Annotated in this window: 27 protein-coding genes and 2 pseudogenes; 25 read left to right on the top strand and 4 right to left on the bottom strand. The window is 48.8% G+C overall.

Annotated elements, in window-relative coordinates; genetic code table 11:
* The 9 genes from Q0E49_RS01990 to Q0E49_RS01950 form a co-directional block, all read left to right on the top strand.
* Window positions 1-678: 5'-methylthioadenosine/adenosylhomocysteine nucleosidase (locus Q0E49_RS01990; protein ID WP_295746169.1), on the top strand; the 678-nt coding region annotated here is incomplete at its 5' end.
* Window positions 679-680: 2 nt separating this feature from the next.
* Entirely contained in the window at window positions 681-1832 is a 1152-nt protein-coding gene (locus tag Q0E49_RS01985; RefSeq protein ID WP_295746166.1) for a cysteine desulfurase family protein, read from the top strand.
* Window positions 1833-1834: 2 nt separating this feature from the next.
* Window positions 1835-2176, top strand: a complete 342-nt coding sequence (locus tag Q0E49_RS01980) for a cysteine desulfurase (RefSeq protein ID WP_295746163.1) — start codon at window positions 1835-1837, stop codon at window positions 2174-2176.
* A gap of 106 nt (window positions 2177-2282) precedes the next feature.
* Window positions 2283-3419, top strand: coding sequence for a tRNA 2-thiouridine(34) synthase MnmA (mnmA, locus tag Q0E49_RS01975; protein WP_295746160.1), 1137 nt, complete (start codon window positions 2283-2285; stop codon window positions 3417-3419).
* A 109-nt stretch (window positions 3420-3528) separates the two neighbouring features.
* The gene (locus Q0E49_RS01970; RefSeq protein WP_295746158.1) at window positions 3529-4188 is read left to right on the top strand and encodes a histidine phosphatase family protein; all 660 of its coding nucleotides are present in this window, start codon (window positions 3529-3531) and stop codon (window positions 4186-4188) included.
* A 15-nt stretch (window positions 4189-4203) separates the two neighbouring features.
* A complete protein-coding gene (locus Q0E49_RS01965) occupies window positions 4204-4890 on the top strand; it encodes a tetratricopeptide repeat protein (protein WP_295746155.1) in 687 nt (228 codons plus the stop codon).
* Complete coding sequence (locus Q0E49_RS01960; protein WP_295746152.1) at window positions 4883-7285, top strand: ATP-dependent RecD-like DNA helicase; 2403 nt, start codon at window positions 4883-4885, stop codon at window positions 7283-7285. The genes Q0E49_RS01965 and Q0E49_RS01960 overlap by 8 nt, the downstream gene beginning before the upstream one ends.
* A gap of 86 nt (window positions 7286-7371) precedes the next feature.
* Window positions 7372-8361: a ribose-phosphate pyrophosphokinase gene (locus tag Q0E49_RS01955; RefSeq protein ID WP_295746149.1), complete on the top strand. Its 990-nt coding sequence runs from the start codon at window positions 7372-7374 to the stop codon at window positions 8359-8361.
* A gap of 219 nt (window positions 8362-8580) precedes the next feature.
* Complete coding sequence (locus tag Q0E49_RS01950) at window positions 8581-9933, top strand: APC family permease (protein WP_295746146.1); 1353 nt, start codon at window positions 8581-8583, stop codon at window positions 9931-9933.
* A 68-nt stretch (window positions 9934-10001) separates the two neighbouring features.
* Here Q0E49_RS01950 and Q0E49_RS01945 read toward each other — a convergent pair whose 3' ends face one another.
* On the bottom strand, window positions 10002-10427 hold the full coding sequence (locus tag Q0E49_RS01945; RefSeq protein ID WP_295746142.1) for an ArsC/Spx/MgsR family protein: 426 nt from the start codon (window positions 10425-10427) through the stop codon (window positions 10002-10004).
* Window positions 10428-10745: 318 nt separating this feature from the next.
* Between Q0E49_RS01945 and Q0E49_RS07985 the strand changes: the two are divergent.
* The 3 genes and pseudogenes from Q0E49_RS07985 to Q0E49_RS07975 all read left to right on the top strand — a co-directional run.
* Window positions 10746-11147 (top strand): annotated as a pseudogene (locus Q0E49_RS07985) (LysM peptidoglycan-binding domain-containing protein); the annotation flags it as partial.
* A 95-nt stretch (window positions 11148-11242) separates the two neighbouring features.
* Window positions 11243-11296 (top strand): annotated as a pseudogene (locus Q0E49_RS07980) (hypothetical protein); the annotation flags it as partial.
* A 244-nt stretch (window positions 11297-11540) separates the two neighbouring features.
* A complete protein-coding gene (locus tag Q0E49_RS07975) occupies window positions 11541-12119 on the top strand; it encodes an NlpC/P60 family protein (RefSeq protein ID WP_366509531.1) in 579 nt (192 codons plus the stop codon).
* Window positions 12120-12191: 72 nt separating this feature from the next.
* Here Q0E49_RS07975 and Q0E49_RS01935 read toward each other — a convergent pair whose 3' ends face one another.
* Window positions 12192-13145 carry a diacylglycerol kinase family protein gene (locus Q0E49_RS01935; protein WP_295746136.1) on the bottom strand — a complete coding sequence of 318 codons (954 nt, stop codon included), beginning with the start codon at window positions 13143-13145 and terminating at the stop codon, window positions 12192-12194.
* Between the two features lie 73 nt (window positions 13146-13218).
* Window positions 13219-13431 (bottom strand): DNA-directed RNA polymerase subunit epsilon, encoded by a 213-nt coding sequence (locus Q0E49_RS01930; protein WP_295746133.1) that lies wholly within the window; start codon window positions 13429-13431, stop codon window positions 13219-13221.
* 124 nt (window positions 13432-13555) lie between these two features.
* Here Q0E49_RS01930 and Q0E49_RS01925 point away from each other — a divergent pair, with 124 nt between their 5' ends.
* Window positions 13556-14044, top strand: coding sequence for a hypothetical protein (locus Q0E49_RS01925; protein ID WP_295746130.1), 489 nt, complete (start codon window positions 13556-13558; stop codon window positions 14042-14044).
* Window positions 14045-14130: 86 nt separating this feature from the next.
* On the opposite strand, the gene def is transcribed toward Q0E49_RS01925, so the two are convergent.
* On the bottom strand, window positions 14131-14700 hold the full coding sequence (def, locus tag Q0E49_RS01920; protein WP_295746127.1) for a peptide deformylase: 570 nt from the start codon (window positions 14698-14700) through the stop codon (window positions 14131-14133).
* Window positions 14701-14831: 131 nt separating this feature from the next.
* Between def and Q0E49_RS01915 the strand changes: the two genes are divergently transcribed.
* The 12 genes from Q0E49_RS01915 to holA all read left to right on the top strand — a co-directional run bounded on the left by Q0E49_RS01915 (window position 14832) and on the right by holA (window position 26022).
* Window positions 14832-15119 carry a UPF0223 family protein gene (locus Q0E49_RS01915; RefSeq protein ID WP_295746124.1) on the top strand — a complete coding sequence of 96 codons (288 nt, stop codon included), beginning with the start codon at window positions 14832-14834 and terminating at the stop codon, window positions 15117-15119.
* Window positions 15116-15898 (top strand): inositol monophosphatase family protein, encoded by a 783-nt coding sequence (locus Q0E49_RS01910; protein WP_295746123.1) that lies wholly within the window; start codon window positions 15116-15118, stop codon window positions 15896-15898. Before Q0E49_RS01915 ends, Q0E49_RS01910 begins: the two co-directional genes overlap by 4 nt.
* Before the next feature lie 114 nt (window positions 15899-16012).
* Complete coding sequence (gene typA / locus Q0E49_RS01905) at window positions 16013-17857, top strand: translational GTPase TypA (protein ID WP_295746121.1); 1845 nt, start codon at window positions 16013-16015, stop codon at window positions 17855-17857.
* Window positions 17858-17971: 114 nt separating this feature from the next.
* The gene (locus Q0E49_RS01900) at window positions 17972-19144 is read left to right on the top strand and encodes an FtsW/RodA/SpoVE family cell cycle protein (protein WP_295746118.1); all 1173 of its coding nucleotides are present in this window, start codon (window positions 17972-17974) and stop codon (window positions 19142-19144) included.
* A gap of 2 nt (window positions 19145-19146) precedes the next feature.
* Window positions 19147-19428: a YlbG family protein gene (locus Q0E49_RS01895; RefSeq protein WP_295746115.1), complete on the top strand. Its 282-nt coding sequence runs from the start codon at window positions 19147-19149 to the stop codon at window positions 19426-19428.
* The gene (gene rsmD / locus Q0E49_RS01890; protein ID WP_295746112.1) at window positions 19425-19985 is read left to right on the top strand and encodes a 16S rRNA (guanine(966)-N(2))-methyltransferase RsmD; all 561 of its coding nucleotides are present in this window, start codon (window positions 19425-19427) and stop codon (window positions 19983-19985) included. The genes Q0E49_RS01895 and rsmD overlap by 4 nt, the downstream gene beginning before the upstream one ends.
* 5 nt (window positions 19986-19990) lie before the next feature.
* Window positions 19991-20497 (top strand): pantetheine-phosphate adenylyltransferase, encoded by a 507-nt coding sequence (coaD, locus tag Q0E49_RS01885; RefSeq protein ID WP_295746109.1) that lies wholly within the window; start codon window positions 19991-19993, stop codon window positions 20495-20497.
* 1 nt (window position 20498) lies between these two features.
* Window positions 20499-21578, top strand: coding sequence for a SepM family pheromone-processing serine protease (locus Q0E49_RS01880; RefSeq protein WP_295746106.1), 1080 nt, complete (start codon window positions 20499-20501; stop codon window positions 21576-21578).
* Between the two features lie 46 nt (window positions 21579-21624).
* Window positions 21625-22242, top strand: a complete 618-nt coding sequence (locus tag Q0E49_RS01875; RefSeq protein WP_295746103.1) for a helix-hairpin-helix domain-containing protein — start codon at window positions 21625-21627, stop codon at window positions 22240-22242.
* A 45-nt stretch (window positions 22243-22287) separates the two neighbouring features.
* The gene (locus tag Q0E49_RS01870; RefSeq protein ID WP_295746101.1) at window positions 22288-22779 is read left to right on the top strand and encodes a ComE operon protein 2; all 492 of its coding nucleotides are present in this window, start codon (window positions 22288-22290) and stop codon (window positions 22777-22779) included.
* A 13-nt stretch (window positions 22780-22792) separates the two neighbouring features.
* Complete coding sequence (locus Q0E49_RS01865; protein ID WP_295746100.1) at window positions 22793-25036, top strand: DNA internalization-related competence protein ComEC/Rec2; 2244 nt, start codon at window positions 22793-22795, stop codon at window positions 25034-25036.
* Window positions 25006-26022: a DNA polymerase III subunit delta gene (gene holA, locus Q0E49_RS01860; protein ID WP_295746097.1), complete on the top strand. Its 1017-nt coding sequence runs from the start codon at window positions 25006-25008 to the stop codon at window positions 26020-26022. Before Q0E49_RS01865 ends, holA begins: the two co-directional genes overlap by 31 nt.
* Window positions 26023-26067: the final 45 nt, after the last annotated feature.

Raw genomic sequence — 26067 nt, 5'->3', positions numbered from 1 at the left:
ATGCAGGAAGAGATTAAGGAATTGTTGGCAGCGATGGATGAAGATGAGGTTAATCACTTAGGTGGCAAGGATTACCACCTGGGCCAGTTGAGTGGCCAGCCAGTGGTGCTGGTGGAATCAGGGATTGGTAAAGTGGAGGCTGGAATTACCACCGAACACCTCATTAGCGAATTTGGTGCCGACGTAGTGATTAACTCTGGTTCTGCCGGCGGAATTGGTGATGGCCTGCACGTCGGGGATGTAGTGATCTCCACCGAAACGGCCTACCATGATGTTGATGCCCGCGCCTTTGACTACGCTTATGGGCAGTTGCCGCAACAGCCAGCAACCTTTCCGGCGTCGACACTGTGGGCTGACCGGCTGGCTAGTGCCAGTGAAAAGACCGGCCTACACACTGTCCGCGGTTTGATTGTGACGGGCGACCAGTTTGTCTCCAGTAGTGAGGCCATCGCAAAGATTCAGCACTACTTCCCGCAGGCACTTGCGGCAGAAATGGAAGGGGCCGCAGTGGGGCAAGTTGCTTGTGACCACCAGATACCGTACGTTGTCTTACGCGCCATGTCTGATACTGGTGACGAGAATGCCGGGGTTAGTTTTGATCAGTTTATTATTGAGGCTGGTAAACGTTCAGCGCAGATGTTGTTGACGATGATTGAACAGTTGCCAAAGGAGGATTAAGGTTGGCTGAAATTTATCTTGATAATGCAGCAACGACACCGATGGTCCAGCCGGTTATTGACGTCTTAGTCGACCAGTTGGCTCACCACTGGGGCAACGCTTCAACCGGTTATGGCTATGGCCGTGATGCCAAGCGGGTGCTGGAGGATAGCCGTCACCTCATCGCCGCCAGTATTGGTGCCCGCGATGACGAAGTTGTTTTCACTAGTGGGGGCTCCGAAGGGGATAATACCGCCATTGTTCAAGTGGCTCACGCGCGGGCGTCATTAGGAAAGCATATTATTACGACCGCGGTGGAGCATGATGCGGTGCTCAAGAGCTGCCAGGCCTTGGAAGCAGAAGGTTTTCGGGTTACCTACCTGCCAGTGGACGAACAGGGCATGATTTCACTAGCAGATTTAAAGGCAGCCCTCGATGATCAGACGACACTCGTGTCGGTAATGATGGCGAACAACGAAGTCGGCACGAAGATGCCCATTCGACAAATCGGGGAGCTCCTGCTTAACTACCAGGCGTGGTTCCATACGGACGCCGTTCAGGCATATGGCTTGGAAGATATCGATGTTAACCGTGACCATATTGACCTCTTGTCGACGTCTGCGCACAAGATTAACGGCCCCAAGATGATGGGATTCTTGTACCGGCGAAAGGGGCTCAAGTTTCCGAGCCTCATTAAGGGCGGGGAACAGGAGACCAAACGACGTGCGGGAACGGAAAATGTTCCAGCAACGGCAGCGTTTGCCGAGGCCGTTAGTTTGTTGACACCTGAAGAAAAGGCCCACCGGCGGCAAAAGTTTCTGAGCTTCAAAGAAGAGCTAGTTAGCCGGTTGACCAAGATGGGGATTGATTTTGCAGTGAATGGTGAACCGCTTGACGAGGCGATGCCACAAATTATCAACCTGTGGATTAAAGGGGTACCAACCCAGGTAATGCAAAATAGCTTAGACCTGGCGGGATTTGCTGTTTCCGGTGGGTCAGCTTGCACGGCAGGAAATGTGGAACCATCTCATGTTTTAGTCGCAATGTTTGGTCAAGATAGTCCCCGCGTCACGGAATCCATTCGGGTCAGCTTTGGGGTTATGAATACCCCTGCACAGGTTGACGCTTTAGCGGAGGAGATTAGTAAGATCGTTAAACGGGTGAAAGGAGAATAAGGATGCCATACAGTAAATCGGTGAAGGTCAGTGGGGACCCACAGACCTACACAATTAGTCCAGCAATTAAGGAGTACACATTAAACGATCTGGGCTTTGAACGGTCACGGCGGGGAACCTTTACGTACGAGGGAAGCCTCGATCGCACCTCGCCGTTTCACCCGGCAGCCAAACTAAAAATTTGGGTTGCTCCGGAAATGGACGCCTTTAAAATGGAAACGGTTAATGGTAATGGGATGAGTAAGATCAACATTTTTCAAGGGAACCGGTCCAAAGAATTTGTTTTGCAGTATCACTTTATCCTGGATGAAATGGTCAAGCGCCACGTTTTTGACCGGCAATAGCTTCGGCTGGTCAACCGGGTGTGTCATTTGGTACAATAACTTTTACTGGAATCACGACCTTCAATCGTTGACGACCAGAATCTTAGACGAAATGATGGTGAACTAAATGAAACAAGACCACAGTCACACCCGTGTCGTTGTCGGCATGAGTGGCGGCGTTGACTCTTCCGTTTCGGCGCTCTTGCTGAAACGGGCGGGGTATGACGTTGTTGGTGTGTTCATGAAAAACTGGGATGATACCGATGAGAATGGTGTTTGTACGGCAACCACCGATTACCGCGACGTTGCCAAAGTGGCAACGAAAATCGGTATTCCATACTACTCGGTCAACTTTGAAAAGGAGTATTGGGACCGGGTCTTTACCTACTTTATTGATGAGTACAAGAAGGGGCGGACCCCGAATCCCGATGTTTTATGCAACAAGGAGATTAAGTTCCGCGCCTTTACTGATTATGCCCACCAGTTAGGAGCAGACTACATTGCGATGGGGCATTATGCAGACCTTCATCGCGATGGGGATGGCAATATGCACCTGATGAGGGCGACCGACCAAAATAAGGATCAAACTTATTTCCTGAGTCAGCTTGACCATGACCAGCTGGATGATGTTATCTTTCCGCTCGCCAAGTATACGAAGCCACAAGTGCGGGAGATTGCCCGCCAGGCGGGGTTAGCGACAGCAAATAAAAAGGATTCGGTCGGCATTTGCTTTATTGGTGAAGATGGGCATTTCCGGGAATTCCTGAGCCATTACTTACCGGCACAACCTGGTCCGATGATGACACTTGATGGTCAAACGGTAGGCCAGCATACCGGGTTGATGTACTACACAATTGGCCAACGACGGGGGCTTGGCCTGGGCGGCAATGCCAAGAGCAATGCCCCGTGGTTTGTCGTGGGCAAGGATATTAAAAAGAATATTCTGTATGTGGGTCAGGGTTATGATAATCCGGCCCTTTACGCAACGCACTTGGCAGCGAGTGACATTCACTGGGTTGATGATGTCATGAGCCGCTATGGTGATCATTTCCGTTGTACGGCTAAGTTCCGTTACCGCCAAAAAGATGTGCCGGTGACAGTTGATATCAATGAAGATGGTGACAGCTTAACGGTCTACTTTGATGATCCTGCGCGGGCTATTACCCCTGGTCAGGCGGTTGTCTTTTATGATGGCGACGAGTGTTTGGGGAGCGCAATCATTGACCGTGCTTACCAGGATAATCATCAGTTGCAGTATGTTTAGCAAAGAAGTGACGATTAAATTCGTCACTTTTTTTGTTAAAGCATTCTTCATTGCGGGGAAAACTCTGTTAAGATAGTAGGGAAAGGTTTGGAAAGGACCATGGTGTGCGATGACTGTTTTTTACTTTATCCGTCACGGAAAAACGGAATGGAATAAGGCGTCCCGTTATCAGGGGGCACATGGCGATTCCCCGTTACTACCTGAGAGTTACCATGAAATCAAGCTACTAGCTAATCACTTGGCTGCTGTTGATTTTATTCATGCCTATGCTAGTCCGCTGCCGCGGGCCCTCACAACGGCGCGCTGCCTGATTAGTCAACTGCCGACAGAAGTCCCGCTAACGGTAGATAGCCGGTTGCGGGAATTTAATCTCGGGAAGATGGAGGGGCGCCGCTTTGATGAAGTCAAAGCACGTTGGCCCCAGGTAGTGGATAGTTTCCATTTTCACGCCGATAAGTTTGATAACCGCTTAATTGACAGCGAGAGTTTCTCAGCAGTTATTGACCGGTTCCGGGCAGCAATTGAAGAGTATGCGGCGGCTTATCCGGGACAGCAAAATGTCCTGGTAGTTTCACATGGTGCGGCACTGAATGCGGGGATCAACGGCTTGTTAGACGTTCCATTAGCACACCTGAAAGACCGTGGCGGTTTGTCGAATACTTCGACGACGATTTTGGAAACAACTGATGGTCATCATTTTCAGCTGAATAAATGGAACGAAACGGACTATCTTCATAAAACCACGGTAGACCCTACGGACACAATTTGATGAGGAGACTGACTAATGACAACGAAAGATTCATCAAAGGCTAGTCAAGAGCAAACGAACAAGCTAGTTCACCGCTTGATTGTGGCAATTGATCAGCAGCCGGATAAAGTTAACAACTATTATGACCTCGGTTCGTTATTGACGCGGCTGCAGTCGTATGAACAGGCTGAAGAGTTATTTATGAAAGCGTTGGGCATCTTTGAACAAAAGGATGATGCGAATGCTGTTAACCTGCTGAACTACGGACTGGGCAACCTTTATTACACCGTTGGTAAGGTAAAGAGCGCCATTGACTATTACAATAAGATTGATGACCCGAAACTCAAGGCTGACTCTTACCTAATGTTGGCCCAGAGCTATATGAAAGAAAAGCATTATAAGCAAGCGGTGGCCTACGGGTTAACCGCCCTGGAACTTCGTCCTGATGATGCAGCCATCAACCAGGTCCTTGGTGACTCCTTCTTGGCGCTCGGCGAGTTTGAACAGGCTCGTGGTTATTATGATGCAATTTTGAAGCACCATCCGGGCCGGGCGGACACCCAGTTTAACCGCGGCTTGGTTGCGATGGTGTTAGGCGAAGATTACCATAGCTATTTGACCCAGGCACAGCAACTGGACCCTGATTTTTATAAGAAGAGTGAAAAACGGATTGCCGACATTAAAGACTTTCTGGAGCAGCAGGGTGGATTGACAAATGACTAAACAAAAAAAGACGACTGCGGGGCAGGAAACCGTTACGGGGAAACCGCAGGAGCCTTTTTTTTCGTCCCCGGATAGTTACTACAAGGTGATGCCACTCATCACTAAAAAACATACTTACACCATTGTTGGCGACTTTGGCGACTTAAGTCACGATGTTGACTACGCCTTCACCGGAAAATGGGTTAAACACCCTAAATATGGTCAGCAGTTTCGGGTGGTGAGCTATAAGCGAGTTATTGATGTCAAACCAGGCAAAGACACAGCCTTCCAGTATCTCCGCAACCTGAACGTCGATGATCACTTTGCTAAGACCATTGTCGAGACGCTTGGCGATAATGCTCTCAATGAACTAGTCAACAACCCGGAAATCATCGAACGCTGTGATCCGACTGATGAACAACGAAAGCAGCTGTTTGGGGCGCTGCGGCTCGGTAAAACGAAGGACATCTTATTGCAGCGGCTGGGACAGCTTGGCTTTACCGGGAACCAGAGTCAAGATATTTTTCAAAAGTTTGGTACCAACGCTAGTAAGGTGATTAAAGAGGACCCGTACCAACTAGTCCGTGAAGTGAGCGGGGTCACTTTTTCACTGGTGGATAAGTTGGCTGATCAGTTAGGATGGCAAGCGGATTCGCCACTGCGGTTGGATGCGGGCTTACTAGAAGCAAGCGAAGAATTGACCCGTGAAAGTGGCAATACTTACTGTGAGCGCCAAGAAGTAATTGACCGAGCAAGTCGTTTGTTAGGCAACCGCCAGTTAGCGGGGAAGCTAGAACAACGCCTTGACAGGAAAAAGCTGCAACTGGTGCGGGTGGTGGACCAGCAAAAGGTCTTCCCAGCTGAATTAGACCGGGCCGAACAAGAGATCGCCCGTGATTTGAAATTACTCAACGAAGGGTCCCTTAATTCGCTTGCTGACCAGGACCTGGAGAAACAGATTAAGCACTATGAAGACCACAATGATATTCACCTTGATGACGAACAGCGGGCGGCAATTAAGTTAGCTGTTCAATCGCCGGTTAGTTTGATTACCGGGGGGCCAGGAACTGGTAAAACAACAATTATTAAGGGGATCATTGAAACCTTTTTGGGGTCGACGGGGGCGCAAACTACCGACTTGGTGTTGGCGGCACCGACTGGTCGGGCCGCTAAACGGATGAGCGAAGCGACGGGAATTAATGCCTATACAATTCATCATTGTCTGGGGTTAACTGGCCGGGAAATGCCAGCTCAGATTCGGGCCTCCAAGACGTTTGACGCCAAAATGGTCATTGTTGATGAAATGTCCATGGTGGACACACTTTTGTGCCGGGCACTAATTGACGCCGTTAATCCGGGGACCCGGCTCGTCTTGGTCGGCGATGCGGACCAGTTGCCGTCCGTCGGCCCTGGTCAGGTGTTTTCTGACCTCTTGTCCAGTGCGGTCCTGCCAACTGTTAAACTGGAGCGGATTTATCGCCAGGACGAGGATTCAACGATTGTCACTTTTGCCCACCAGGTTAACCATGGACACCTGCCAGACAACTGGCAGCATAACCAGGTTGACCGTTCAGCAGTTCTTTGCCCACCTAACCAGGTTGCCATCTTTGTCAATAAGCTGATTGACTGGGCAAAGCAGCAGGGCTATGACTTGCCAGACATTCAAGTGATGGCACCAATGTACAAGAAAGTTGGTGGCATTAACGAAATTAACGCCTTTGTTCAGTCTCAGCAAAACCCACAAGCCGGTGGAAAGGCGAGCGTCGTTTTTGGGCGAGAAAATAACCATACGTATCGCGTTGGCGACAAGGTGATGCAGCGGGTCAACAACCCTGATAAAGGGGTCTTTAATGGCGATATTGGAATCATTAAGACTATCGAAAGCCGTGATGTGGATCCGGTGGCACGGGGAAAGAATGCTAAGATCACGGTTAGCTTTGACCAGCGGGAAGTGTCATATAATCCACTGGAATGGAAGGAACAACTGACGCTGGCTTATTGTATTTCGATTCATAAGTCACAGGGGAGCCAGTTTCCCGTCGTGATCATCGCCCTGGTCAATGCGGATTCCATTATGCTGAAACGTAACCTCTTTTATACTGCGGTAACGCGGGCCTCGCAATTTTTGCTAATGGTCGGGGAACAGCAGGCGTTTGAGACTAGCGTGATTAATGCCGTCTCCGCTCGTCGCACGCTTATGCGGGAACGGCTCACGGCTGCTTTTCGGCAGGGGAGCCAAAAGAAGATCCTTCTTAAACGCCAATCGTCATCAAAGACCCAGCCGGAAAAACAAGCACCGACACAAAGTCACGGTCAATCACACGTACTGACTGCCGCGGCAATTGCTAACGAGGAAATTTCCCCGATGATTGGCATGGAGGGGATTACTCCTGTTTCCTTTAAAAAGAAGGAATAATCACTGATTGGCTACGCGGACTTAGTGAAAAATGATACAATACAGCTGTATCACAAAACACTGATTGAGACGATAGGAGTTTGCAAATGAACGCAACAGACAAGATCGCGAACGTACGGCTATTTAGCTTAAATTCCAACCCCCAGTTGGCCAGGAAAGTTGCCGATGGTGTGGGGGTGCCGCTCAGTAAGGCGAAGATTAGTCACTTTGCCGATGGTGAAATTTCTGTAGAAATTGAGGAAAGCGTCCGCGGTTGTGAAGTTTATGTTATTCAATCAATTTCCGACCCCGTCAATACGAATTTGATGGAACTGTTGATTATGGTGGATGCCCTCCGGCGGGCCAGTGCAGCATCGATTTGCGTTGTGATGCCTTACTATGGTTATGCTCGTCAAGACCGCAAAGCGCGGTCGCGGGAACCAATTACGGCAAAGTTAGTGGCTGATTTGCTGGAAATGGATCAGATTAGTCGGCTGGTAACGATTGATTTGCATGCGGCCCAGGTGCAAGGCTTCTTTGACATTCCAGTTGACCACCTGATTGCGGCACCGCTGTTTGCAAAGTATGTTAAAGACCAGCACCTCGACAAGAATGTTGTCCTGGTGGCACCTGACCATGCGGGAGTGACGATGACGAGACGCTTCGCTGAATTTATTAACGCGCCAATTGCGATCGTTGATAATCGCGAGGATGTAAAGCACGAAGCCTCACTGACAAAAACCAGTGCGGATTTCGTTATCGGCAATGTTAAGGGAAAGAACGCGATTATTATCGATGATATTGTTGATACGGGTCGCCGGATGGCAATGTCCGCGGAAGTCCTTAAGAAATTTGGTGCTAAGAACATTTACGGGATTGCAACTCATCCGGTTCTGTCAGGAAACGCCCCTGAAATTTTGGAGCACTCACCAATCAAAGAACTGGTTGTCTCTGATTCTATTAGCATTCCGTCTAATAAGCAGATCGATAAAATGGTGGTTATCTCCGTTGCCGATCTTTTAGCGGCTGCTCTGATGCGGATTCACCGTCACCAATCCATCGATTCACTTTTCCAACCGTTAACAACCAAGGATTAATTATCTACTAATAAAGAGCGTGAGTTTACTCGCGCCCTTTTTGTTTTCTACAGACGCACCACAAAACTATCAATAAAACATTTTGCAATCTATCGATAAACCACAAAAACGCGTAACTAAAGGGAATAATTGAATTTGAAAGCGTTTTGCGTTATTGTGATAGTAAGAAACTGTTAATATTCGATAGATTATTGCTTCTACAAATTGAAGGTGTTATGTATGAAAACAGCAAAAGCTGGTGGAAAAAAGTTATCGTTTCTTTCAATTTACTTTCTTGGTATTAACGCCGTGGTTGGCTCTGGTGCCTTCCTGTTACCACAGGTTATCTACCGTGATATGAACTTGATGAGTGTGCTGGTGCTGCTCTTTGCTGCCTTAACGGTCAGCATGGTTGCGCTTGTTTATGCCGACCTGGCAAGCCGGTTTAAGGAATCTGGTGCAGCCTGGATTTACTCTTATAATGCTTTTGGCCGTTTTGCCGGCTTTGAAATTGGGATTTTTATTTGGTTTTTGGGTTGTTGTACCCTGACAGCAGAAGTGGTCGCACTTTTGACGACTTTAAAGAGCTTTTTACCGGTATTTCACAACCCGGTGGTTTACTATTCCTCAGTTGTTGGTTTAATTGTGTTATTCTCCATCATTAATCTTTTTGGTCGTTCGTTAGTTAAGCTTGTGGATAATACCTCGTCGGCGGCCAAGATGGCGACGATTATCATTTTTATCGTCGTAGGGGCCTTTACGATTCACTTTGGTCATTTTCACCCCGTGATCCCGACAGCGGCCGCAAGTAGTTTTAGCGGCTTTTTCAGTCACTTTGGTGCTGCCTTTAGTGTTGTCTTTTACCTGTTTGCCGGTTTCTCGTTCGTGCCAATTGCCGCTAAGCAAATGGAGAACCCGGAGAAGAATATTCCGCGGGTGCTCGTTGCCGTGATGGCCAGTGTCACCATTCTTTATTCCTTGATGATGGTTGTCGCTATTGGGATTTTAGGTACTCGGATGAGCAAGTATAGTACGCCCATTGCGATTGCCTTTCGCGACGGTGTTGGTACCTGGGGCTATGTCTTGGTTATCGTGGGCATGCTGATTAGTATTTTTGGGGTGGCCTTTGTCGCTTCGTTTAACGCACCATCGTTGATCGCGTCGTTGGCCAATGAACACGGCATGCTGCCCAAGGTGATCGGCAAAAAGAACCGCTATAATGCTCCGTGGGTTAGCATCATCTTAACGGCGGCAGTTTCACTGATGTTATCAACGCAATCATACCTATTCTTAGTTTCTTGTATTGTCCTTGCTTCATTTGTTCAATACGTGCCAACAATTTTTGCGGAAATTCGCTTCCAGCATACGGATGAATTTCCGACTCACGGTTTTAAATTACCTGGCAAATACCTTATTCCGGTACTAGCGCTGGTGATTTCTTTTTACATGGTGACTAACTTTACTGCCAAGACCATTATGGTCGGAGCCATTGTGGCCGTGATTGCTGCCATTGCCTATATTTTCATTGATAAGGATGAAAAGTGTGAACAGAAACGGCAGGCGCGTTTGGCTAAGTTACGGAAAAAGGGTTAAAAAATAAAAAATACCAGTCAGGGTTATTCCTGACTGGTATTTTCGTGTTGGTAGCAAGTTTGTGGTGGTTAAGCCATTTTGAAGCTACCACCAGTTTGGTTGGTTAACTTTGCAAACAGGGCTGATAATTCCATCCGTCGTTGGTGGGGAGTAATGAAGACGCCCATCTTTTCCTGATCGAACCCGGTAATCAGCTTGTGACTATTAAAGATAATGGGGTTTTTCAGGATATGTGGATTCTCATGGATGGCTGAAGTCAATTGGTTAATAGTGACACTATCGCGGTCCATCTTTAAGGACTTTGTTTCGCGTGAACGTTTTGAAATCAGTTCATCGGTCCCGTTAAGGCAAAGGGTTAACAGGCGGGTAACTTCCGCTTTAGTCAACGGGTCCTTTTCCAAGTTTCGTTGAACGACTGCGATATCGTGGTCGGTTAGCCACCTGACGGCCTTTCTTTTTGACGGGTCGTTGGTATGAAAATACAAGTTGACCATTTCATCACTTCCTTAACACAAGCTGCTAGATTCATTGTAGCAAGCAATTCAGCAAGTGTTAGACTATCAAATAATTGTTAATAAATTCTTTAAAGTCAAGATGGTTATTAATTATTCCTTGAGGAATTTAAAGAAATCTTAATCAGACGATAGCACAACGGCAATCGTTGATCCGACGCGATTTCAGGGCAATGAAAGCCCTTGAAACAGGTGCTTGACCATACGTTCGCTATCAGAAGTGAATAGCGAATGATACGCTAGTTGTAACGTGATCTATTTTGACTAGTGGATCGCCATTAACTTATGGGAAGGTGTTAGATGATGAAAAAAGTTGCTAAACCGGCTGGTCATCGGTTAACTGTTCGCCACGTAATGCTGGGAACGGTCAGCACGCTGGGGGTGCTGGCAGCTGCCGCTACGACCGCCAGTGCCAAGACCATCACGGTGAAGCAAGGTGACACAGTTTGGCAATTAGCACAGCAGGAAGGCTTGTCCGTTCACGCGTTAGAACAAGCTAACCCGGCGGTGACCCGATTGAACAACAGCGTTGACCTGATCTACGCTGGTCAATCGCTGCAACTACCCACTAACCATGATGGGTACGTTGTGCAAACTGGTGATACGCTGAGCAAGATTGCTCAACGTTACCACGTTACTGTGGCTCAATTGGTGGCCTGGAACCACTTGAGCAACCAGGATCTGATTTACGTTGGCCAACGCCTCACGATTAAGGGTGGGTCCGTTAGTCAGCAATCAGCTTCAGCCGCTAGCCAGGATACTGGTTCGCAACTCAAGCAGGGGCAAAGTCAGTCACCTGCTCCAGCTGCCGGACAATCACAGTTGCCAGCCCAACCGGCACCAGCCGCTGAACAACAGTCACCATCGCAAGCAGTTCCAGCCGCCGGCCAGGCGCAGGAAAGTGGCCAGAACATAGCAAGCCAGCCAGCAAGCAGTTCGACTACCGGTGGTGCACAGCAGATTCATCAACCGGTTCAACCGGCAAACCAGCCAGCGGGTCAAGACGCTGCTAGCGGCCAAGTTAATGCTGATCAACAGCAGACTGTTACTACGCAGCCAGCGGCCACTGGTGATTCAGTAACCACCGCACAGACGATGACAACGCAACAGGCGGCCCAAACGGTCGCAACTCAACTATGGACGCAGCCAGCAGCACCAACACAATCGGCACCTGCTAACCAACCAGCGAATAACCAGCAGTCGACGCCGGCTGTTAACCAGCAGACAACGCCTGCTAGTCAGTCGCAACCGGCTGCGCCAGCGACGAACAGCCAGGCAAATGCCCCGCAGCAGAATAACAATGCTGATTTACAGACAGGGTCAGTTGTCGGCTTGGCGGTCAAACTCGCTAATAGTAATATTCCATACGTTTACGGTGGCAGTAGTCTCAGCGGGATGGATTGTTCTGGCCTTGTTGACTATGTTTACGCCCACAGTACCGGCAAACAGCTACCGCATTATACTGTTTCGCTGGAAAGCTGCGTCAGTCAAAAGGCGGTTTCACAGGCACAACCAGGAGACCTCCTTTTCTGGGGTAACCACGGTTCGACTTACCACGTCGCTATCTACATTGGCAATAACCAATACGTCGCTGCTCCGCAACCAGGGCAAAACGTCGAAGTGGAAACCATTAGCTCTTACTTCAAGCCAAGTTTTGCCGGCACCGTTAACTAAGCAGCTTTGCAATTATGATTTCTTAAATAACAAGTCCCTGACGACCACTTGGTTGCCAGGGACTTGTCTTTTTTAATGATGAGGAACGGCCCAGAAGGGGTAGTGGTCAAGCGAAACGGTTAAGTCCACGAAACGGTTACCCATCTCTTCACCATCACACTGACCAAACTCAAGTGAAGTGGTGGAATAATGCAATCGTTGACCGCGATAAACGTGGGCAAAACGGGACTGGGATAACTTCCCGCGAGCTAGCTGCAGGCATTCCCAGAGGGTTAGCAGCCAGTTGTGACGCTCGGCAACCACTAATTCGAGTTCGTCATCAAAGACGGACATTTCAGGGGCCACCTGGTATCCTCCGCCGATGTACGGGTGATTGCTGCTGATTACAATCATTGCTTGTGGATAGTGGTCATGAAAACGTCCGGAATCCACCGCAAGCGGAAAGGAGCTGAGGTTGTACAGCACCGCGATGGCATTCGCCAGGTAGGCAAATGAACCGAGTTTCAACCGGTTGAATTTTTTCTTACTTTTCGAAGCGTTGGTGCGACTGACAATGGCAGCGTCAAAACCAATGCCGATATTGTTCAAAAAGTAACGGTGTTCGTGTTTGATCGCTTCGTTATACTCGCCAATTGTCACTCGGACGGCTTCCTTGGCACTGAGAACTTGGTTTAAGGCCTCCAGTGGCTGGTTACTAAGTCCAAACCCGCGGGCAAAATCATTGCCAGTGCCGGCTGGCAAGTAGGCGAGGGGCACTCGCTCATCTTCCGGAATGCCATTTTCCATCAGGCCGTTAAGGGTCTGATTAAGGGTGCCGTCGCCGCCAATTACCAGAACGACCTGCTGCCCTTGGCCCCGCAATCGTCGAGCAAGCTGACCAGCAAGGAAGGTGGCGTGCCCAGGACGTTTGGTAAAAGTTACCGAGAAGTCATCGCCGTGGTTGGTGATGATGGGGGCAGCTTGTTTCCATACTTGGCGGGTCCGCCCACCGCCAGCAACAGGGTTGACAATTACTGAGTAGTGCACAATGCTCCTCCTTTCTGACCAGCTAAAAAAACGGGTGATTACCTTCACCCGGGAAATAGAAATGATTGCTCAGCTAAAACGTGGTGAGCTTGAAGTTCGGGTTCTTTTTTTCGAATTCCAATGCCTTTTCGTCCAGCAGTTCAACAAATTCAATATTGTAGTCAGTGTTTTCTTCAACCATTGACAGTGCTTCTGGTTCGGACGCTGCTTCAATGTAGAGCGCGTGGGTGTTTTCCCGCCGTGGTGTTGCAGTCTTGGTTGGTTGGTAATATACCTTAAAAGTCATTTTCTAATCCTCGCAATCTATTTGACACATAATCATCTAAGTATTTTAGCACATCTTGACATGATTGTCGTCAAAATTGGCGTGTGGTATGCTTGTAGCGTGAAGAAACGGGGGGAGCAAGACTATGACAATGCTGATTTTTTTCATCACGGCACTGGTGATTGTGGCCATTATTTACCTGGCAATTCACCGGATGCTAATTAACCGGGCGACATTGATTGTCCGCAACCGGGCGGCGGAGACCACTAATTTAGCGGTGAATGCCGTCCTTTCCGAGTTGGTCAACCGCCAATTGAGTCTGCGTTCAGAGACGGTGGCCGACGTGTGGGGCCGCGGGGTAATGGCCTTTGAATATGTGTTAGAAGGACAGGTGCTCAGTGACGCCCGTGCTAAGCAGCTCTCAGCTGTTGAGTTGAATTCGTTGCTGGCAGAATATGCTAAACGTCAGCAAACTCCCCATATCGATGGCGCAACAGAAACATTCCGGGTCACTGACTGGTGGGAATATGAACATCGTCTCCATATCGATGTGGCTTATTTGATGAACGAAGCAACGCGCGAGTACGTTGACGATTTGAAAAAAGTCGCGAAGTCACAGGGAGAAAAATTATAAAAGAAAACGACATTCAACATGGCCGGCTGGTAGTTATCATCCTACCGGGGCTTGTGGTGAATGCCGTTTTTATTATTGGAGCGTGACTAATCAATCATAATGGTGTCATGTGGCGCTTCAAAGGGATGCTGCTTATTAATGTGGTCATAGAAAAGGACCCCGTGGAGGTGGTCGATTTCATGCTGGCAAACGATTGCCGGATAGCCTTTGAGACGGATCTTAATAGTTTTGCCGGCAGTGTTTTGGTAACGCAGGGTGATCCGGTCGTGGCGGGGAACGTAGCCTGGTACATCCTTGTCAACTGACAAGCACCCTTCACCTTCAGTGAGTGCGCCGTATTGAACAGATTCGCTGACGATCACCGGGTTGATAATGACGTCCTTAAACATTGGTTCGTCGGTCTCAGCATCAGGGTCAATTTGTGGTACCAGCACTGCAGCCATCTGCTTAGACTCGCCAACTTGCGGTGCTGCTAAGCCAACACCAGCGCGTAGACCATATTTCTTGCAGAGCTTTTCGTCCTGACTGATTACTAAGTATTCCATCATATCGTGAGCCAACTGCTGATCTTCATCAGATAACGGGAATTCTACTTTTGCCGCCCGTTTCCGGAGAACGGGATTACCATCACGGGTAATATCTTTCATTAAATACACGGTTGCTTCCTCCAATTAGTTCTTAATGTTCTCTTAGTTTAACACATTCGAAGGGGATGGTTGGAAGTGCTAACCGTGCGGACAGAGAAATGCTAGAATAAAACCCAGAGAAAAGCAGGAGGCATTGTAAGATGGAACATAATTATTCATACCCGTTAGACCCTTCCTGGTCAACGGCAGAAATTGTGACGGTAATCAAAATGCTGAGGACAGTCGAGGATGCCTATGAAGTGGGGACCACTACTGAGCGGGTGCTGACTGATTACCGCCACTTCAAGGAAGTTGTGTCAACTAAGGCGGGCGAAAAGCAGCTGGGTCGTAAGTTTGCCAAACTTTCTGGTTATCAACTCTATGACGTGGTTCAGGCTGCTAAAAATGCCACCGGCAAAAAGGTAAAACTGGAAGTGAATAAACGATGACAGAACAAGCAGTTATTGATCAGCAGGTTCGCCACCTGCTCTTTGAAATCCGTGAGCAAACCGTCAGTGACGTCGGTGCGTCTTTTCAGGTAGCTGAAAAGACCAGTTATAAAGACCTGGTAACAACGGTTGATAAACGAAATGAGCAGTGGCTGGATCGGCGTTTGAAGGAAATTGATCCTGGTTGCAGAATCATCAGCGAGGAAGGGTTTGGGGACCACGTCGCTGACCTGGGCGGCCATGTCTGGGTGGTTGACCCGCTGGATGGGACAATGAACTTTGTGATGCAGCAGCACCGCTACGCAATCATGGTGGGGTTGTTCATCGATGGGCAGCCTACCACTGGTTACATCATGGATGTTGACACTGCAACCCTTTATCATGGTGGGCCGCAGGGTGGGGTCTTCCTGCAAACGCCAACGACTAATACTCGTTTGCAGTCACCAGTAGACAAGCACTTGCATGACTCACTGGTGTCGGTTAATAGTATGATGATCCTTAAGGGCGAACACAATCTGCGTCAGGTCGCCCTAGCAGCTCGTGGTCTCCGGATGTACGGCAGTGCTGGCCTGGAAATTACTGACGTGCTGACCGGGCGACTGGGAGCTTATATCTCCTGGCTGAAACCGTGGGATGCGGCTGCTGGACGGATTATGGCAGCGGCTTTGAATTTAACCTTTGTTAAGATTGACGGCACGCCGGCTGATGTGCTATCATCTAACAGCGTATTAATAGCGACGAACAATGCTGCCAGGGAAATTTTGCAGCTCGTTAAATGAACGGATCGACTGTGACCGCGGTCACAGTTTTTTTATGAAAATAACGGGTTGCTGTTACCTGCCACAGTGGTCGGCTGCTAACAATGGAAATAAATGGAGAAAGGGAGCATCATTTTGAAATCACGCGACGATATCAGAAATATTGCCATCATCGCCCACGTCGACCACGGTAAGACGACGTTGGTTAACGAAATGCTGAAGCAATCAGATACCCTGCCTGAACACTTCTCAATTGAAGACCGGGCAATGGACACTAACGCAATTGAACGTGAACGGGGGATTACTATTCTCTCGAAGAACACGGCTGTTAAGTACGGGAAGTACCAAATCAACATCCTCGATACCCCGGGTCACGCCGACTTTGGTGGTGAAGTTGAACGGGTGATGAAGATGGTCGATGGCTGTCTGCTGGTAGTGGACGCCTTTGAAGGGACAATGCCACAGACTCGTTTCGTTCTGCAAAAGGCGCTGGAACAGCACCTGGTACCGATCGTTGTTATCAACAAGGTTGACCGGAAGGGTGCCCGTCCAGAAGAAGTGGTCGATGAAGTACTGGACCTCTTTATCGAGTTAGGGGCCGACGAAGATCAGCTTGACTTCCCGGTTATCTACACGTCAGCAATGAACGGGACTTCTAGTTATGATTCTGACATTTCAACTCAGGAACACACGATGAAGCCACTGTTCGACACTATCGTGAAGACTATCCCAGCGCCGGTTGATAATTCCGACGAACCGCTTCAGTTCCAGGTTGCCATGTTGGATTACAACGATTACGTTGGCCGGATCGGGATTGGCCGTGTTTTCCGCGGTAAGATCAAGGTCGGCGATAACGTTACCGTGATGAAGCTGGATGGTTCTAAGGAAAACTTCCGGGTGACGAAGCTCTTCGGGTTCTTCGGTTTGAAGCGGCTGGAAATTAAGGAAGCCGAAGCGGGTGATTTGATTGCCGTTTCAGGGATGAACGACATTAATGTTGGTGAAACCGTTTGTGACTCTCAACACCCAGAAGCACTGCCGCTGTTGCGGATTGACCCGCCAACGCTGCAGATGACTTTCCGGACAAATGACTCGCCATTTGCCGGGAGAGAAGGGAAGTTTGTAACTGCCCGTCAGCTGTCTACACGCCTCAAGCGTGAATTGCAGACTGACGTTTCCCTCCGGGTTGAGGATACCGACGAAGCTGGTGCCTGGACGGTTTCTGGCCGTGGTGAATTGCACCTGTCAATTCTGATTGAAACAATGCGGCGTGAAGGCTACGAATTGGCTGTTTCCCGTCCTGAAGTTATCTACCGGGAAATTGATGGCAAACAATGCGAACCGTTTGAAGAAGTTCAAATTGATACGCCAGATGAATACACCGGTGCGATTATTGACAGCATGGCTAAGCGGAAGGGCCAGATGAAGAACATGGAACCTTCCCGCAACGGCCAGACTCGGCTGATTTTCGAAGTGCCGTCACGGGGGCTGATTGGTTACTCCACTGAGTTTATGACCCAAACTCGTGGTTATGGGATCATGAACCACACCTTCAAAGAATACGCCCCGGTAATCAAGAACTGGAACCCCGGCCGTCAGAAGGGCGCGCTGGTTTCGATGAACTCTGGTAAGGCAACGACTTACGCTATGATGGGCATCGAAAGTCGGGGGACGCTTTTGATCGACCCAGGTACAGAAGTGTACGAAGGGATGATTATCGGTGAAAACTCGCGGACAAACGACATCACTGTTAACATCACCAAGGGTAAGAACTTGACTAACGTGCGTGCCGCTGGTTCTGACGAAAAAGCCTGGATTAACACGCCTACTCACTTCTCACTGGAACAATCACTGGAATTCCTGAACGAAGATGAACTTTGTGAAGTTACTCCAGAGAATATTCGTCTGCGGAAGAAGATTCTCAACACTAATGCCCGTGAAAAGGCTGCTAAGCGCCGCCGGGCACAGTCCAAGAAGTAAGCACTAGTTCTTTAGTTAAGACTTCGGCATTTTTTACGCTGAAGTCTTTTTGTTTTACCCTGACGGAAGTGCTCGATGGTATAATGAAAAAGATTTTGCTCGGAGGGAAGACAAGTGTTTAAAAAGATTTCAAAAAAACTCGGTTTACTGGATTGGGTAATTGCTGGCCCTTATTTAGTCTTGGCTTTTTTTGGCACAGTCATGGTGTACTCGGCCAGTGCCGGAATGAAGATGCAAAATGGTGTGAACCCGCGCGCTTATTTCATTAAGCAGCTTTTTTATGTATTGGCGGGGTTGATCTGTTTTATTGTCTTTAGCTCCTTTTCCAGGCAGTTCTTGCGAAGTCCACGCTTTTTAGCGATTTTCTTTCTCATTTTATTAGTCATGCTGGTGTATGTTCGGCTTCGTGGCCAGGAAATAAACGGGGCGCGTGGTTGGCTGCATGTTGGGCCAATTAATATCCAGCCTGCGGAAATGTGTAAATTATTTTTAATTCTCTATCTGAGCAATCGTTTTGCTCACCTGGCCGAGCTAGGAATGGACCTTCACTTTAGAGAACAATGGGGTGCCATTGTGATTGTCGCGTCGTTGCTGGTTCTGATTATAATTCAGCCAGATATCGGGGGTTTTGCGATTAATTCAGCCATTGTGATTGTCATCATTGTGGCTTCGGGGATGCCGACCTACGTCATCGTTTCTTTTCTGGGAATTTCTGTTTTCCTGATTGGCTTCGGAATACCTTTACTGTCACACTTGGCTGTTAACATGATTCATGGTTACCAGGCTGCCCGTTTTTTGGCCTATTTGGATCCGTTTCAAAATGCCCGGGGGATTGGGAGCCAGTTAGTCAACTCCTATTACGCCATCAGTAATGGTGGACTCCACGGGGTGGGGTTAGGCAACTCTATCCAGAAGATGGGCTTTCTTCCCGAGCCGAATACCGACTTTATTATGTCCATCCTAGCCGAGGAATTTGGTTTTCTGGGCGTCTTAGCAGTTCTTGCCTTGCTAGCCATGATTATTCTACGGACCATCCGCTTGGGTATTCAATCACAGTCGATGTACGAGACACTAACCTGCTACGGGACGGCCACCTTTATTACGGTTGAGACGCTCTTCAACGTTGGTGGGGTAACGGGCATTTTGCCAATCACCGGGGTAACTTTCCCGTTTATTAGTTATGGTGGTTCAAGTATGATTATCCTTTGTGCTAGTTTGGGGCTGGTTGAAAATATTGCAATTCGGCGTCACCAGGCGCGCAAACGTTCAGAACAGGAGGGGTGGTAGTCATGGATATTAACCACCGCCGGGCATTGGCGGTTTACTTTCGCTCTCGTCGGGCAATTCGGGCGATCCGCCATTATGGCCGGTTGATCTATGTGTCAAAGCACATGCATTATGCAGTGCTCTACGTTGATGATGCTAAAGTGGCCGAGCAGACAGCAAAATTATTAGCATTACGCCAGGTAACAGCGGTTGAACCATCCCCCCGGCCGGAAATTGATCCCGAGCTGACTGACTTAAAGTCGACGATGGCCTTTCGCGAAGATGAAGAGGATGATTTTTCATGAGAGTAGTAGCAGGAGAATATGGTGGGCGGCGCCTCAGTGCTGTCCCGGGGCGGAAAACTCGCCCGACAACTGATAAGGTCAAGGAAGCACTCTTTAGCAGCATCGGGCCTTACTTTAACGGCGGGACCAGCCTTGATCTTTTTGCTGGAAGTGGTGGCTTAAGTATCGAGGCAGTTAGCCGGGGAATTGATCATGCCGTGATGGTGGACCGACAGTATGCTGCCGTTCAGGTGATTAAGAAAAACGTTGCGGTGACAAAACAACCAGAAAAATTTACCATTATCAAGAACGATGCTAACCGGGCACTTAAGGTACTGGCCAAACAACAAACCAGCTTTGACTTGGTCTTTTTAGACCCACCTTATGCCAAGCAGCAGATTGTCAAAAACATGACGACGCTGGCAACATCACAGCTGTTGAAACCGAATGCCCTAGTAGTGGCAGAAACTAACCAGGAGGCACACTTGCCAGCCGATATTAGTGGCTTTGACTTCGTTCGTCAACACCACTATGGCATTACCGTCTTAACCATTTACCGTTTTCATGGAGAGGAGTAACAAGAATGAAGATCGCTATTTTTCCGGGGACCTTTGACCCGCTGACGCTTGGTCACATTGACTTGATTAAACGGGGACGGGCCCTCTTTGACCAACTCGCGGTCGCTGTAATGACGAACACGAGCAAAACACCATTATTCACGATTGAAGAGCGAGTGCAGCAGATTCGCGAAGCAACGGCTGGTATGGATAACGTTTCGGTTATCACGACTTCGGGACTGACAGTTAAGTTAATGAACAAAATCGGCGCAGACTACTTAATGCGTGGGCTCCGGAATACGACTGACTTTCAGTATGAACGAGACATTGCCACCATGAATAAGTTCCTTGACCACGACGTGGAAACGGTCTTTTTCCTGGCGGATCCACGCTACCAACACTTATCCAGTAGTCTCTTAAAGGAAGTGGCCATGAGCGGTGGTGACATCTCAGCTTACCTGCCTGGTCAGATTAATGAGGCACTGGAGCAACGGCTGAAGGAACGCAAACTCAAACGGACAACGGATGATTAAGATGAGAAAATCAGCAAATAATCATCAGCAAGACAACCAGCAGAACCGGCGAATTCTCAAGCGGATTGTTTGGGGGCTGATTGCCGTACTCTTTGTCGGCTGGGCACTGTTTTGGCCGCTTAACAAGTACATTGAGACGCCTGGTACTGCTGATAGTCTGAAAAGTTACGTCAAGGTCAAGGGGCACCCGGACAAGCGCCCGGGAAGTTTTATGATCACCTCGGTTTATCTTCAACAGGCGCGACCAGTTACCTGGGTGTGGGCGCACTTTGATCCCCACGCGACCATCGAAAATGCTAATGATGTGACCGGTGGACAAAACGGCAAGACCTACGACAAGGTTCAAAATTTCTATATGCAAAGTGCCATTAATGAGGCAATTGCGGTCGCCTACCAAGCTGCTGGTCAGCAGTTTAGTAAGCAGTACCTCGGGATTTATGTTTTGTCGGTTCAGCCAAATTCGAAGTTTCGGGGAAAAATCAAAGTTGGCGATACGATCACCAAGGTCAACGGCCGTCACTTTAATACTGCCCAGGGCTACCAAAAGTTTATTGGCCAACGGCCTGTTGGTAGTCCGCTGACAGTTTCTTACCTGCACGACAACCAACACCGGCAAGTTACCAGCAAATTGGTCAAGTTACCGGGTGTTAGCCGGTCGGGGATTGGGATCATGCTGACGGACAACGTCAAAGTTCATACTAAGATTCCAGTCAAAGTTAACCCGGGCCAATTAGGCGGGCCTTCTGGTGGACTGATGTTTAGCTTGCAAATTTACGAACAACTTACTAACCGTGATCTTCGTCACGGACGTAAAATCGCCGGGACGGGGACAATCAACCCTGATGGTTCAGTGGGTGAAATTGGTGGGATCGACAAAAAAGTGGTGGCTGCTCACCGTGCAGGAGCCAAAATTTTCTTGGCACCGTACGTCAAGCCAAGCAAGCTGCTTTTAAAGTATGAGGAACACCACCAGACAAACTACCAATTGGCCAAAAATACCGCCAAAAAATATGCACCGGGGATGAAGGTCGTGCCAGTGAAAAATTTCCGTGGTGCCGTGAAATATTTAGCAAACCATTAGTTTAACGAATATCTCCTTACGTATCTTTACGTTAGGGGGTGTTTTTTTGAAACAGCGATTGTTTGATTTGTACGAAACCTATAAACGAGAAATCCTAATCGGTTTTGTTGGCGGACTGGTAATACTGGGACTATTTATTTGGCACGGAAGACAGCAGCCAACGGAAATGCCCATGGAAAAACCAGCAACGCAGGTCCGCCAAACTAATAAAACGGACCGGAAAAGTGGCAAAGTATTTGTCGACGTTAAGGGGGCAGTCAATAAACCAGGGGTGTATGAACTCAGGCGTGGTTCGCGGATTGCTGAAGCGGTTAACCAAGCCGGGGGGTTTCGACCGGATGCTGATAATAATCAGGTCAACCTGGCCAAACAGGTGAACGACCAGCAAATGATCTACATTCCAATGAAGGGCGAGCAGGTTGCACCAAATGACGGCTCATTGGCGAGTGGGCAACAGGCCGACAGCAACAGTCAAGTGGTGAACCTTAATACCGCAACCAAGGAACAATTAACAACAATTACCGGCATTGGTGACAAAAAGGCTGACCTCATTCTGGCTTACCGTCAGCAGCATGGCCAGTTCAGTCGTGTTGAAGACCTCAAAAATATTACCGGCTTTGGCGATAAGACAATTGCAAAAATCAAGGACCAGTTATCAGTTTGATGAATTGAGGGTGTATGATTAAACCACAAAAGGATGGTGATGATTTTGAGAAAACGAATGGACTGGGACCAATATTTTATGTTGCAAGCCGCACTATTGGCTTCCCGTAGTACCTGTGAACGGTTATCTGTCGGCGCAGTTTTGGTTCGTGACAAACGGATTATTGCTGGCGGCTATAACGGGTCCGTTTCTGGGGACGTCCACTGTATTGACGCAGGGTGTGAACTGCGTGATGGACATTGTGTTCGCACTATTCATGCAGAAATGAACGCCATGCTGCAGTGTGCACGCTTCGGTGTTTCGACGGACGGGGCGACGCTATATGTGACGGATTTTCCATGTTTGCAGTGTACGAAGAGCCTGTTGCAAGCTGGAATTAAGCAAATTAACTACTTACGGAATTACCACAATGATGACTACGCAATGCGGTTAATTAAGCTCAAGGGCGTCACTCTTCGCCACATTACCCTCAAGGAAAATATTATGGAAGAAGCCCGGTTGGATCAGTATATCCATCCGGCACAGCAGCAACATTAAAGATAGCTGGCTATTGCCAGCGTTTTCGGTAGCGCTGGTTGTGTCACTGATCGCTAGTTTTAGCTGGACCTTGTTAGCGGTTAGTTGCTACTGGTTAATGAGGATGTTGTCGACCAAAGACTACCACTTGCTGAGGAAAACCGCGTTGGTTGTCATCGTGGGGATAGTCTGTGCCACCAGTTTTGCCAACGTGTGGCAGAAACAGACCCCCGCCCAATCGCAGGCAATTAGTCAGCAATATGTCTTGTGGCCGGATCACATTCGTGTTCAAGGCGACCGGGTTTTCGCTGATGGTTGGCAGGTGAGCAGTCATCAGCGGAGCAACTTGAGTTTTCGGGTTAAATCTTTAGCAGAGAAGAACGATTGGCAAAAGCGGACGACCCCAGTGACTGTGTTTGTCCAAGGCAAACAGCAGCCGCTTTTGCCGGCAACTAATCAACACCAATTTGACCCCCAACAATATTATTACGCCAGGAAAATATGCAGCGAGGTTCGGGCAGACCAGGTCCGCGTTCTCAGGGAAGAATTACCCAGCTCACCGCTTGCTTATTGCCATTATTGGCGGGCAGCGGCTCATCAATACTTTCGCCACTTGCCAGCACCACTTAGTCAATACGCGGACCAATTAATCATCGGTTATCAGGGTGAACAGGCAGGGTGGCAAGAGTCAGTTAAACGGTTGGGAATAGTACACCTGTTCTGCCTGTCAGGAATGCATGTCGTCTTGCTAACTGAATTATTGCGTCGCGGATTGGTTGCTTGCCATTTCACGCGGGAAACGATTGATAATTGTCTGGCAATTTTCTTACCTGCTTACTTGATTTTAGGTGGTGGCTCTGCCAGTCTGGTGCGGGCAATCGTGATGGCCGAATGCCGTTTGTTGCCCGCACGGCTAAAGTTGCCGGCAATTGATGGCTGGGCGTGGAGCTTAATCATTGGCTGCTGGCTCGATCCGTTGGTGTTAACGCAACTGGGTGGACAGCTGTCGTACCTGCTGTCCTTATTACTCCACATGCTTGAGCAAGGGGAATTTTTCAAATCACTACTGTTAAATCTGACGACGGTTCCACTGATTATCAATAAAATTTTTGAGTTCCACCTTCTTAGCTTCATCATGTCGTACTTGGTGTCGCCCATTTTTTCTTTATTGCTCTTTCCTGGAACGATTATTACGGTGCTCCTGTGGCCGTGGTGGTCACAACCAGCAGAACTTTTTAATGGCTTACTGAAGGCAACCCACGGCTTGCTTTTCTCCTGTTCGCACTTATCCGGGATGGTGTGTTTCGGTAAACCGCCGTCTTGGGCCGTTTGGTTGCTGCTCGCTTTATCACTGCTGTTACTTGACCAACCGACGAACCGCCGGCACCAATGCCTTTTAGCTGGCGCTTATTTAGTATTTTTTTGTCAGCTCCATTTTCCCCTCCACGGTGAGGTTATTTTTGCTGACGTCGGGCAAGGAGATTCCATTATCATTAAAACGCCGTTGAACCGCCGGGTGGTGATGATTGATACTGGTGGGCGCTTGAACTTTCGCCGTCCCCACTGGGCGCAGGGGCCGCCTAGTCGGGCCCAGGCAGAGAAGACGACTATCAATTATCTGAAGAGTGTAGGTGTTAACCGACTAGACGCAGTTTTCTTATCTCATAGTGATGCTGACCACATTGGTGACTTGCCTGCTGTGCTGGAAAAGCTTGATGTTAAGCGGATTTATGTCCCGGCGGGGATGGAGAAATTGGCAAAATTTAACCGACGGATCCCACCACATTCAGCGGTGAAGGTTTTGCCGGTAAAAAGTGGCGATTACTGTGAGGGAATACTGCAAGTTGTTCACCCCGACCATCGTGGTCAGGGGAAAAACGGTGATTCACTAACGCTCTTTGGTCGCTTTGGTGACCGCAATTTCTTATTTACTGGTGACTTAGACCTTGATGGCGAACGGAAAGTTATCAGAAAGTATCCGCAACTACGGGTCGATATTTTGAAGTTGGGTCACCACGGTAGTCGCACGGCGAGTGGGCAGGATTTTCTCTTGGCGACCAAGCCAACTGTCGGAATTATTTCTGCCGGGCGGTTCAACCGTTATGGTCATCCGCATAACGTGACAGTGCGGCGACTAAAAAGGTTGGGCATCCGGACAATGTCGACGCAGCAATATGGTATGATTAGGTACCGCTATTTTGGCAGGAATGGTCGTTGGTCAACGACCCTCAGAGGAGACGAATTAAAATGGATGTTGCCGCCTTACAGCAACAGTTAACGAGGGGAAAAGTGGCCCCAGTTTACTTGATTTTAGGAACTCAGCAAGTTTTACAGCGACAAGCACGGTCAGCTTTTGAACGGCTAGTGCCGGCAGAAGAAAAAGTGATGAACGTGGGCGCCTACGACATGGAAGAAACGCCAGTGAGCGTGGCTGTTGATGATGCGATGTCGGCACCATTTTTTGGTCAACGCCGCCTAGTGATCGTTAATAAGCCTTTTTTTCTAACGGGCCAGCGCGGTAAAGGGAAGGTTGAGCATGACGTGGAAGGGTTGGTCAAATATTTGACTAACCCGCAACCGACGACTGTTCTGGTGTTTTTGGCGCCATATGACAAACTGGATGGGCGCAAAGCAGTTGTCAAAAAGCTGAAAAAAGTGGCCGTGACCGTGGATGCTTCGCCACTTGATGAGCGAGCCGCCCGTCACGCAATCCAGCAGCGCTTTACTAAGGAAGGGGTTAAGATTGCCCCGGCAGCTTTAGATGAGCTGGTTCGGCGAACAAATGCTGACTATGGGTTGATGAGTGCCCGTGTCAAGCAACTGGCCTTATTAGCTTACCCCCAAAAGGAAGTGACGATTGACCAGGTGGCCGGACTAGTTCCTCAGTCCCTAGATGACAATGTATTTCACCTGGTCAATGCGGTGTTGAAAAGAGACCAGCGAGCGGCACTAGACTTGTATCACCAGTTAATTGAGTCGCAAACGGCACCATTGGCAATTAATGCGACGTTGGTCAGCCAATTTCGACTGCTGATTCAACTGAAAGTCTTAGCGAGCCGTGGTTTATCGCAGGCGGGGCTGGCGCGCAAATTAAAAGTTCACCCATACCGGGTTAAGCTGGGACTACGGACAGCACGTCAATTTTCGTTGGCGGCACTCAATGCTGCCTTTCTGGGCTTGGTTGAGGTCGATTACCAACTGAAGACGACTGCGCAGTCACCAGAATTGCTTTTTCAACTGTTTATGCTGCGTTTGGGCAAATAAAAAAGCCCGGGAGAAAATCATCTCCCGGGTTTTTCGTTATTCTGC

Source organism: uncultured Limosilactobacillus sp., from assembly GCF_934202235.1.
GTDB lineage: Bacteria > Bacillota > Bacilli > Lactobacillales > Lactobacillaceae > Limosilactobacillus.
The sequence above is the reverse complement of the archived record's forward strand: the minus strand, read 5'-3'. Positions and strand labels throughout refer to the sequence as shown.

Bases quoted from the DNA above. Each gene is read 5' to 3' on its own strand.
- Q0E49_RS01950 (WP_295746146.1), top strand. From the start codon at position 8,581: ATGAAAACAGCAAAAGCTGGTGGAAAAAAGTTATCGTTTCTTTCAATT.
- Q0E49_RS01965 (WP_295746155.1), top strand. From the start codon at position 4,204: ATGACAACGAAAGATTCATCAAAGGCTAGTCAAGAGCAAACGAACAAG.
- Q0E49_RS01930 (WP_295746133.1), bottom strand. From the start codon at position 13,431: ATGACTTTTAAGGTATATTACCAACCAACCAAGACTGCAACACCACGG.
- Q0E49_RS01910 (WP_295746123.1), top strand. From the start codon at position 15,116: ATGACAGAACAAGCAGTTATTGATCAGCAGGTTCGCCACCTGCTCTTT.
- Q0E49_RS01945 (WP_295746142.1), bottom strand. From the start codon at position 10,427: ATGGTCAACTTGTATTTTCATACCAACGACCCGTCAAAAAGAAAGGCC.
- coaD (WP_295746109.1), top strand. From the start codon at position 19,991: ATGAAGATCGCTATTTTTCCGGGGACCTTTGACCCGCTGACGCTTGGT.
- rsmD (WP_295746112.1), top strand. From the start codon at position 19,425: ATGAGAGTAGTAGCAGGAGAATATGGTGGGCGGCGCCTCAGTGCTGTC.
- mnmA (WP_295746160.1), top strand. From the start codon at position 2,283: ATGAAACAAGACCACAGTCACACCCGTGTCGTTGTCGGCATGAGTGGC.
- Q0E49_RS01970 (WP_295746158.1), top strand. From the start codon at position 3,529: ATGACTGTTTTTTACTTTATCCGTCACGGAAAAACGGAATGGAATAAG.
- Q0E49_RS01915 (WP_295746124.1), top strand. From the start codon at position 14,832: ATGGAACATAATTATTCATACCCGTTAGACCCTTCCTGGTCAACGGCA.
- Q0E49_RS01955 (WP_295746149.1), top strand. From the start codon at position 7,372: ATGAACGCAACAGACAAGATCGCGAACGTACGGCTATTTAGCTTAAAT.
- Q0E49_RS01980 (WP_295746163.1), top strand. From the start codon at position 1,835: ATGCCATACAGTAAATCGGTGAAGGTCAGTGGGGACCCACAGACCTAC.
- Q0E49_RS01880 (WP_295746106.1), top strand. From the start codon at position 20,499: ATGAGAAAATCAGCAAATAATCATCAGCAAGACAACCAGCAGAACCGG.
- holA (WP_295746097.1), top strand. From the start codon at position 25,006: ATGGATGTTGCCGCCTTACAGCAACAGTTAACGAGGGGAAAAGTGGCC.
- Q0E49_RS07975 (WP_366509531.1), top strand. From the start codon at position 11,541: ATGACAACGCAACAGGCGGCCCAAACGGTCGCAACTCAACTATGGACG.
- Q0E49_RS01925 (WP_295746130.1), top strand. From the start codon at position 13,556: ATGACAATGCTGATTTTTTTCATCACGGCACTGGTGATTGTGGCCATT.
- Q0E49_RS01960 (WP_295746152.1), top strand. From the start codon at position 4,883: ATGACTAAACAAAAAAAGACGACTGCGGGGCAGGAAACCGTTACGGGG.
- Q0E49_RS01895 (WP_295746115.1), top strand. From the start codon at position 19,147: ATGGATATTAACCACCGCCGGGCATTGGCGGTTTACTTTCGCTCTCGT.